We start from the raw sequence: 9,916 nt of genomic DNA, 5'->3' as shown, positions 1-9,916 counted from the left end.
ATAAGCCAAAAATTCAAATTATGGAATCATTGGCTTAAACAGGATTTGGGTTATTTATTAAGTATTGTCGTTAAGACCTTAGCTGTAGGCATCAGCTATGCTATTTGGGCAGGTACAGGAATTGTAATGGTAGCGGCCATCAATTTTATTGTACTCAAACAAAAATTGGACTTCCCAGCGTTATTGGGTATGTTGTTGATTATTGCAGGGGTAATCATCATCAATTTATTTTCAAAATCCATTAATCATTAAGATATTTGTATAAAATTCAAATTATTTATATACAAAAAAATAACGTATCTTCTTAAAATTACTTAGTTTTGTTGCTAGGACTTGATTTTATGACGTAAATCAACAAGAGTTATCACATAAATGAGATAATAAACAATGTACAGCCATTATGATGAAAGCTAATTATTTTAACTTGGGTTCTCGCGTTTTATATTTCTTAGTGTGTTTGGGGGGAATAACTTCGCTTTCCGCCAATACAGAAACAAAAGATGTGAGTTTCGATCAATCTTCCGAGCAAGATCAGCCCTTGGTTTTACCAAATGATCCCAATACGCCACGAACCTCTGTCGCCTATGCAGTCAAATTACACCAATTAAATCAATCACAAGATAAAAATCTATTAGATTTAATTCCTGCATGGATTGATTCAACACCGACCATTTTACCTCCTGAGTCAGATACGCCCAATGTTCCTCCTGTATCTGAAACTCAAGATCTAACGTGGTTTGATCGTAAGCAGCATGATATTAGCCGTTGGGCAGACCGTACCTCTGGCAAAATCGATCATTGGTTTGGTGATGTAGATCCCAAAAAACCAGCCGATGCCACCTTGAGGATCATGCTAGATAATTATTGGGATAAATATAATGGCTATGAGATTAAGCCACGTATTCGAGGAAAAATTAAACTTCCAACACTCGAACGGCGTTTTAGCGTCGTGTTTGGTGATGACTCACTCGATGATGAGTTTGATAATAATGTCGCCAATACCAATATCGATCCAAACGGGGATAAAAAACGCTTAGATTCTCGTCAAACCCGTGACAATAATGGTTCATTGGCACTACGATGGTCTGATTTCTCCAAAAAATTACCGTTTGAAACTGATGCCGATCTGGGGATTCGTTCTGGGGACGACATTTATGTCCGCTTAAAAGCCAAACGCGCGTGGCCGCTACGCAACGATTTTTCGTTTTACGCGGAACAAATTTATCGTTATGGCATCGATAGTAAAAACTATTTAAGAACCAATCTAGAATTAACGCATGCGCGTCCTAATGAGGCTTTTCTCTCTAACCAATTCAGCCTAACTTATGCTGATGATCAGGATGATGATCTGTGGTGGGATAACCGTTTATTTAGACAGCATCAATTCTTTGCCAATAATCGTTTTAATTACGGCTTGTATACAGGTGGTTATTACAATAATAGCGACTTACGCTTAAATAGCTGGGGACCTTTTATGTCTTGGCGTCAACAACTCTGGCGTGAATGGTTTTATGTACAAGGCGATCTCAATTATTTTAATGATCATCGTGAAGATCGCAGTCACTATGTGAGTACTTTTGTCCGTTTAGAGGCTTTATTTTAAATAAGTAGCCATCCTTTTGCGCTTGCCATGTAGTATTTTGGCAAGCGTTTGATCAAGCTCATCGAAACTTAAATAAAAAATTAAGATTAATTTTATATTCTATTCCACATTCATTATTCTTATTATTTTTTTCATGAAGCGATACCTTATCGTTCATTTTCAGCTTGCGATTATTTTAAGCCTATGTAGTATTTATGCGGTATGGGTATTAAGCCATTCCACTTTTAAACCCTATTCTTTTCAGTCTTATACAGTGCATCTAAATCGGCAGCACTTATCAAAATTAACATGTACAGAAGCACAGATAAATTCAGAACAAGAAAGCATTCTTTCCAACGAACAACTGAGTCAGGAATTATTGGCTGTTTTTGATAACGATTCTTTATGGGCAAGGACTTTGCAGCAACAACCCCAACCTGTTAAAAAATTTGGAAAACCGCATAAAACTAAAAGTAAAAAAAATAAAGTAGCTAATCCTGATCCCATTAGTGCCAGTATCAGTACCATCACCAGCTTGCTGCCTTTTTCTAACGATATTAATCTGGGTTCAAATTCAGACAGTGATGTGTATGTCCAGTTTTTAGCAAAGAAACAATGGGTGTTAAGACATGACATCAGCATTGATACTCAACAGTTGTTTCGCTATGGTTCTACCAGTAAAAATTATTCTGAGACAACTTTGAATCTGAATCAAAAATTACAAGACAATACTCTTTTTTCCAATCAATTCAGCCTCAATAAAAGTCAGGATGAAGAATACTATTGGGCAAATCGAACTTTCCAACAATATCAATTTTTAAAAAATCACCGTTTAATTTATGGAATTTATAGTAGCGGTGTGTATGATCAAACTAAAAAAGACTGGGAATTACAGCTATGGGGGCCTTATTTATCATGGCGGAGACCCTTATGGCGTGACTGGATTTTTATTGATAACCAGATTTCTTACTATCATGACATGACCACAACCGATAAAGAACTTCAGCATATCTTTAGTACGACGATTCAATTAGAAGCAAATTTTTAACTTGTCGAACAAATCAGCAAAATTGTGGATAAGTCTGACTTTACCCACATGCACCAACAAGGTATAAAAAACCCTGACCGTAGTCAGGGCTATTTTACAGATGATTTATTTTAACAATAAGCTATTGATCCGTTTTACATAAGCAGCAGGATCTTCTGGTAAACCACCTTCAGCAATGACCGCCTGATCAAAAATCACATTGGCCAGATCATCAAACTGCGCTGAACCTTCCAGTTTTTTCACCAATGGATGTTCAGGGTTAATTTCAAGAATCGGCTTCATCTCAGGCACTTCCTGACCCGCTTGTTTCAACATACGAATCAATTGCGGCGATAATTCACCTTCCGAAGTGACCAAACACGCAGGAGAGTCGACCAGACGTGTAGTTACACGCACTTCTTTGGTTTTATCCTTGAGTGATTCACCCAGTTTTTCCACTACGGGTTTGAATTGTTCCGCTGCTTGTTCGAGTGCTTTTTTCTCTTCTGCATCTTGTAAATCACCCAGATCGACAGCCCCTTTTGAAACATTCTGCAAAGGCGTACCATCAAACTCCTGTACAAAATTCATCGCCCATTCATCGACACGTTCAGACATCAGTAAAACTTCAATGCCTTTTTTCTTAAATAATTCCAGTTGTGGAGAGTTTTTAGCGGCATTGAGACTATCTGCGGTCACGTAATAAATCGCTTTTTGCCCTTCTTTCATACGTGCTTTATAATCAGTCAGTGAGGTGTTGACATCATCGTTATTTGAAGTTGCATAACGTAGAAGTTTTAAAATACGTTCGCGATTGCCAAAGTCTTCGCCTAAACCTTCTTTAAGAACTGCACCAAATTCGGTGTAAAAAGTTTTGAATTTTTCCTGATCTTTTTCATCTTCTGATTTTGCCAGACCATCAAGCAGGGTTAATACGCGACGGGCATTACCTTCACGAATGGTTTTAACATCGCGACTTTCCTGTAACAGCTCACGACTTACATTCAGCGGTAAATCGGCACTGTCGACCACACCTTGTACAAAACGTAAATAATTTGGAATCAGATGATCCGCATCATCCATAATGAAGACACGTTTCACATACAGCTTAATGCCTGCCTTAGCTTCACGGGTAAAAATATCATGCGGTGCTTTAGCTGGAATATAAAGAAGCTGGGTATATTCTGTGCTACCTTCAACCCGATTGTGTGCCCAAGCCAACGGTGCATCAAAATCATGACTCAAGTTTTTATAGAACTCGATATATTGTTCTTCTGAAATTTCATTTTTATTTCGTGTCCAAAGCGCACTGGCTGAGTTAATGGTTTCCCATTCTTCAGTTTTGACCATTTTGCCATTGGCTGCTTGTTCTTCACTTTCCGCCACCTCATCCTCTTGCCAGACTTCTTTTTGCATTTGAATTGGCAAACTGATGTGATCTGAATATTTATTGATAATTTGCTTAACTTTATAACTTTCTAAATATTCAAGTGCATCATCACGCAAATGTAAAATAATATCTGTGCCACGTGAATCCTTGTGGATTTGCTCAACTTCAAATTCACCAGTACCGCCACTCACCCAGCGTACGCCTTCATCCGCAGACAACCCCGCACGACGCGATTCAACGGTGATTTTATCTGCAACAATAAATCCAGAGTAAAAGCCGACACCAAACTGACCGATTAACTGTGCATCTGACTTTTGATCACCAGTTAATTTAGACATAAAATCTTTAGTGCCTGATTTGGCAATGGTACCCAGATTATCAATCGCTTCCTGCTGATTGAGACCAATACCATTGTCTGAAATAGTAATGGTTTTATGCTCTTTATCCAGAGTTACGCGTACATGTAAATCTGGATCATTTTCATAATATTCTGGATGATTAATCCCTTCAAAACGCAATTTGTCGCAAGCATCTGATGCATTTGAAATCAGCTCGCGTAGAAAAATTTCTGGATTAGAATATAGTGAATGGGTCACTAAATGTAAAAGTTGGGCGACTTCTGCCTGAAAGCTATAATTCTGTGACGTTTTTTGTTCGCTCATCACTCACTCCTAAAATACCATTCATGTTAGCGAATTCTTTGATGTTGTATGTATTGGAGTGAGTCACGACTTTTTCAATAGCAAAAGTGAAGATTTTTATCTGGTTTAAAAAGGACCTTGCGTTAAAATACGATTTTGCACGATGTCATCCAGATGCTTTTGACGCTCGGTATAACGCTGTGTGATACAACTTACATTTGCACGACAGCTATCCCGCTGTTTTAACCATTGATATTGCGCACCTTTCTCGGCATCACGTCCGCCCATTGGCAAGGCGTGAACAACAATATTATAAGTTGTTGCCATTTTTACATCGGCATCATTTAAACTGCGGTTTTGACAAATGGTTTTTTCTGTACTGGTTTTGGCTTTATCGCAGGAGAAACTTGCAGCATGGGCGAGACTTAAACCATTTATACAAAATAAACTACTGAGCAGAACTATTCGTAATTTTTTCATTGAAACGCTCGTGTTGGATTTATTATTTTAACTTTAACAATTATGTTCATTTGAATAAGTAAATTTTTGCCATTTTCTGTACAACATCAGTCACAACCATAAAAAAAGCCTCACAGTTTCCTGTCAGGCTTATCATGCCGATGATCATATTATTGTTGTTCTCTATATCATTATTATTAAGTGCATTATCAGTTAAAAACTCCCTTCCCCACGAGGGAGTTTTTAAAGGCTATATCTTCCTTAGAATCTATAGCTATAACCTAGTGTATAAATCACTGGGTCGATATCTAAATCAAACGTACCTAAGTTGTCGACTAAACGAACTTCTGGGCTCAAATCTGCATAACGTACATCGAAGTAAACACCCCAATTTTTTGCATCAGCAGGTTGGAAAGTGAAGCCAACTTGTCCCGCAAAACCGTAATCATTTTTGACTTTATCTGCTACACCTGATTCATCCCATGGAATGAAAGCAGTTGCACCCACACCAATATATGGTGTAAAGCGTGTCGCGTTTTTAAAGTTATATTTTGCTGTGATGGTTGGTGGTAAATGCTTTACTCTTGCAACCTTATTACCATCCAATAACACGTCATGGTTAATCGGTGTTGCAAGAAGTAATTCAGCAGAGAATGGTGAGTCACCAAAGAAATATTCAACAGATGGTGTAAAAGCAAACTCATCATCCGCTTCAACTTTGCCTAATGCAGTTTGAGTATCACTGGTTGGCGCAATATAACTTGCCCCGACTTTAACCTGCCAATCACCTGCAAAAACAGAAGAAGACAAACCTAATAATGCAATAACAGCAGCTTGTTTCAACATTTTTATTACCTCTTAATATCTTGATAACATCATAATATTATATATATATTAAACGCAATACAGATTATAAACACATTTTAAACATTATTTATAAAGCAATGATATTCTTATTTATTTATTTTAATCAGAGTGTTTTAGTATGTTTTTAAAATGCCAAATTAAACACAAATAAACCCGATTAAATTAATACACTTTAAAACCGATCAAAATAATAAGGTTTTGTGATTATTAGAATATTTCCATAAGAGCTTTTTATTTCCACCTACGGGATAAAAATAAAAAAATTCAACCAATAACCAAAGAAGTCTATTGTTTTAAAATATTTAATCACAAGCTTATATTTATTTTTAATCTTCCCTTTTGTTAATTTAATTAATTTAAATAAATTTGTAAGTTTATTTCGATCAATGTCTTGTCCAGCCCAAATTTTTCATTTTTTATATAAATAAAGTGAACATTGAATGTAGCTCCGATACAATACGCGCAAGAATTGGAGTAATCGATGTCACAGAATTCTTCTTTAAAGCGTGGACTCAATACACGCCACATCCGTTTTTTAGCTTTAGGCTCTGCCATTGGGACAGGTCTATTCTATGGATCAGCTTCTGCTATTAAACTCGCAGGTCCCGCAGTCTTGATGGCCTATGTCATCGCGGGTATTGCCATTTATATCGTGATGCGCGCGCTTGGCGAAATGGCCGTACACAACCCAGTTTCAGACTCATTTAGTCGTTATGCCTCCGATTATGTGAGCCCTTTGGCTGGTTTCACCACAGGTTGGACCTATGTTTTTGAGATGGTGATTGTTGCCATAGCAGATGTCACCGCTTTTGGCATCTATATGGGATTTTGGTTTCCTGATGTGCCACGCTGGACATGGATTTTATCGCTCATCTTCTTTTTGGGTGCAATTAATCTGATTCATGTCAAATTTTACGGTGAGCTTGAATTCTGGCTATCGATTATTAAAGTGAGCGCCATTGTTGCCATGATCTGTGGTGGCTTTGGCATTATGTTTTATGGTTTGCATGTTCCCAATACTAGCTTTAATCCTGGTATTTCTAATCTATGGGAACATGGCGGCTTTATGCCAAATGGAGTAATGGGTGTCATCGCCTGTTTCTCAGTGGTCGTGTTCGCTTTTGGTGGAATTGAAATCATCGGCATTACCGCAGGTGAAACAGAAAATCCGAAAACGGCCATTCCACGTGCCATTAATGCTGTTCCGATCCGAATTATCCTGTTCTATGTTTTGACTATTTTTGTCTTAATGTCGATTTTTCCATGGAATCAGATCGGGACTCAAGGCAGTCCATTTGTACAAATTTTTGAGAGTTTAGGCATTAAATCTGCCGCTGCCGTATTGAATGTCGTGGTAATTACAGCAGCTATTTCAGCGATTAATAGTGATGTATTTGGCGCAGGTCGTATGATGTACGGTATGGCACTCAAAGGACAAGCACCTGAAGTGTTCCGTAAAACGTCTAAATTCGGTGTGCCGTGGATGACCGTGGTGGTCATGGCTGGCGTATTGTTAATTGGCGTGGTTCTAAATTACCTAATTCCTAAAAATGTATTTGAAATTATTGCTTCGATCGCGACTTTTGCGACGGTCTATGTTTGGCTGATGATTTTATTATCGCATTTTGGCATGCGCAGAAAATTATCGAGTGATGAAATTAAAAAGCTTGATTTCCCGATGATTGGTTGGCCTGTAGCACCTGCACTTGCTACCGCATTTATGATCTTTGTGATTGCGGTGATTGGCTATTTCCCTGATACGCGCCCTGCCCTGTATGTCGGCATTTTCTGGTTACTTTTATTAGCTGTTGCTTACAAGATTTGGGTCAAACCAAAAATCTAATCAATGTTAACTGGTATAAAAAACCACCTTTCATGGCAATCTAAAGGTGGTTTTTTATTGCGACCATTGAATTAAACTGACTGTTGAGACCAAGCAAACTGACGAATATAGTCTGCCATTTTTTGTGGTTCACTCAACATTGCCCAATGATTGGCATCCAGTTCAACATATTCAAATTGCTCCACCCATTTTGGCATTCCTTTTAAAATATAATCAGGGCTGACAAAAGCATCACGCATGAGTACCACAGCCTGAACTGGGCATTGTGCATAGCGCTGACGTGGTCGAGTCAAACTTGGAATAAAATTCGCTCGATAAAGATTAACCCCATATTTTCCATCACTCGCAATATGAAAATTCAATGGTAAATCTTGCTTCCTTTCCAAACCATTTAAGATTTTTCCCCATTTTTCGGGAGTGAAATAATGCCAGACGGTAGGTGCAATGAAGGGCAGATGAAATGCGCCGATATACCATGATTTTGATAATTTCTTCAAAAAATTGGCTGGATGAGTTTTAACTTCATCACGTAGCAACCAAGCAGCATGGTCCAAACAAGGGCCTGAAATCGTGGTATAAGACAAAATACGATCTTTAAACTTAGGTTCAGTCACCGATTCCCAGCTTTGGATCGACCCCCAATCATGCGCAGCCAAATGAAATGGTCGATCTAACAACAATTGATTGACAACTGCTTCCAGATCCAGAGAAAGGCGTTCAAGCCGATAATCCCGAATATGCTTAGGAATGCTGGATTGACCAGCGCCACGAACATCATAGGTGATTATATAAAAATCATCGATCAGCTCATGAATAATCGGCTCCCAGACTTCCTGATTATCAGGATAACCATGAACCAGTACCAAGGCTGGTTTTTGCTGATCGCCCCATGTTTTAGCACATAAGGTCTGCTGATCGGAAGTTTGGACAGTGTGAATCTGAGGATGCATGCCATTTCCTTTTTTGTTTTTGATTGACCATTTCTTTAATCGGATTAGGCATTGCTATCAATGCCAGAATGATGTTAGTTATTTAGTATGAAGATAGCCTATAGAAAATCAATTGACCCTCATGAATATTTTAAAGCAACTTCAAACCATACCCGCTGTCTCAAAGTTTATTATTAATCGCTATTCACCTTATCGTGGTGCGGGGATTAGCATTGACAAAATTGATCTGAAAAATTATTACATCCGAGTCAAAATGCCCCTCACCCGAAAAAACCAAAATATTGTCGGGACTCATTTTGGGGGGAGCTTATACTCGATGGTGGATCCTTTTTATATGTTGATCCTCATGCATCATCTGGGCTCAAAATATATCGTTTGGGATAAGTCTGCCAATATCAACTTTTTATCACCTGGACGAAGTACCGTGTATGCAGATATTCGCCTAGATGCGATGGAACTTGAGCATATCCGTGAACTAGCAGAAAATTATGCACCAGTGCTAAGAAACTATACCGTTAATCTTTTTGATGAATCTGGTGTCAGAATCGCAGAGATTCAAAAAACACTTTATATTCGTCGTAAAAAGCCAAAACCATTTGAAAAGTATCATTGATCTTATTTTTATTTGAAATTTAAAGAGTTTTGATAAAATCAAAGATTCTATATTTGTCTAAATTCCTATCAAAAAAGACAGCTTCGTGCTGTCTTTTTTGTCATCGATAAAACATTATTTTTTCTCTTGAATGGCCGCACCCGCACCGCCACCAATGGCTCCACCAATCGCAGCACCACCATCGCCACCAAATATCGCCTTGCCGACGACAGATCCAATACCCGCTCCAACGGCACTACTGGTTGTTGAGCTACTATTACCACCTTTGGCATTAGCACCTACGCCACCACCTAAAGCACCGCCAGCAGCAGCACCAACGCCACCACCCACATGGTTACCCACGCCACCACCAACAGCACCACCTAAAGCAGCAGCGCCAATACGTTGATTCGATGGACTCATATCCTGACAACCAGCGAGAATTGCGGTCGACATGACAGCGATCGCCATTAAACTCATTGTTTTTTTCATGCTTAGCTCCTCGTTTAATACCTATCAGAATAAGCATTTTTGGAGAATTTCTTAATAAGATCATGTAACAAAA

Annotated in this window: 10 protein-coding genes; 5 read left to right on the top strand and 5 right to left on the bottom strand. The window is 38.4% G+C overall.

What is annotated here, in order from left to right:
* The 3 genes from JR005_RS06425 to JR005_RS06415 form a co-directional block, all read left to right on the top strand.
* Positions 1-252, top strand: a 252-nt coding sequence (locus JR005_RS06425) for a DMT family transporter (RefSeq protein ID WP_267460117.1), incomplete at its 5' end; no start/stop codon positions are given.
* 148 nt (positions 253-400) lie between these two features.
* Positions 401-1,603 carry a hypothetical protein gene (locus JR005_RS06420; RefSeq protein WP_004985091.1) on the top strand — a complete coding sequence of 401 codons (1,203 nt, stop codon included), beginning with the start codon at positions 401-403 and terminating at the stop codon, positions 1,601-1,603.
* 133 nt (positions 1,604-1,736) lie between these two features.
* Complete coding sequence (locus tag JR005_RS06415; protein ID WP_004985089.1) at positions 1,737-2,630, top strand: hypothetical protein; 894 nt, start codon at positions 1,737-1,739, stop codon at positions 2,628-2,630.
* A 105-nt stretch (positions 2,631-2,735) separates the two neighbouring features.
* On the opposite strand, the gene htpG is transcribed toward JR005_RS06415, so the two are convergent.
* The 3 genes from htpG to JR005_RS06400 form a co-directional block, all read right to left on the bottom strand.
* Positions 2,736-4,661, bottom strand: coding sequence for a molecular chaperone HtpG (gene htpG, locus JR005_RS06410; protein WP_004985088.1), 1,926 nt, complete (start codon positions 4,659-4,661; stop codon positions 2,736-2,738).
* 105 nt (positions 4,662-4,766) lie between these two features.
* Complete coding sequence (locus tag JR005_RS06405) at positions 4,767-5,120, bottom strand: lysozyme inhibitor LprI family protein (protein ID WP_004985083.1); 354 nt, start codon at positions 5,118-5,120, stop codon at positions 4,767-4,769.
* Between the two features lie 240 nt (positions 5,121-5,360).
* Complete coding sequence (locus tag JR005_RS06400; RefSeq protein WP_004985082.1) at positions 5,361-5,945, bottom strand: OmpW/AlkL family protein; 585 nt, start codon at positions 5,943-5,945, stop codon at positions 5,361-5,363.
* 502 nt (positions 5,946-6,447) lie between these two features.
* Between JR005_RS06400 and JR005_RS06395 the strand changes: the two genes are divergently transcribed.
* Positions 6,448-7,809 carry an amino acid permease gene (locus JR005_RS06395; RefSeq protein WP_034698866.1) on the top strand — a complete coding sequence of 454 codons (1,362 nt, stop codon included), beginning with the start codon at positions 6,448-6,450 and terminating at the stop codon, positions 7,807-7,809.
* 71 nt (positions 7,810-7,880) lie between these two features.
* Here the strand turns inward: JR005_RS06395 and JR005_RS06390 are convergent, their stop codons facing one another.
* Complete coding sequence (locus tag JR005_RS06390; protein WP_034698980.1) at positions 7,881-8,759, bottom strand: alpha/beta fold hydrolase; 879 nt, start codon at positions 8,757-8,759, stop codon at positions 7,881-7,883.
* Positions 8,760-8,880: 121 nt separating this feature from the next.
* On the opposite strand from JR005_RS06390, the gene JR005_RS06385 reads away from it, so the two are divergent.
* A complete protein-coding gene (locus JR005_RS06385) occupies positions 8,881-9,372 on the top strand; it encodes a DUF4442 domain-containing protein (protein WP_034698863.1) in 492 nt (163 codons plus the stop codon).
* A 114-nt stretch (positions 9,373-9,486) separates the two neighbouring features.
* On the opposite strand, the gene JR005_RS06380 is transcribed toward JR005_RS06385, so the two are convergent.
* On the bottom strand, positions 9,487-9,843 hold the full coding sequence (locus tag JR005_RS06380; RefSeq protein WP_004995282.1) for a hypothetical protein: 357 nt from the start codon (positions 9,841-9,843) through the stop codon (positions 9,487-9,489).
* Positions 9,844-9,916: the final 73 nt, after the last annotated feature.

The sequence above is a fragment of the Acinetobacter sp. Colony158 genome (genome assembly GCF_019264745.1).
Classification (GTDB): Bacteria; Pseudomonadota; Gammaproteobacteria; order Pseudomonadales; family Moraxellaceae; genus Acinetobacter; species Acinetobacter ursingii.
This window is presented reverse-complemented; position numbering and strand designations above follow the sequence as displayed.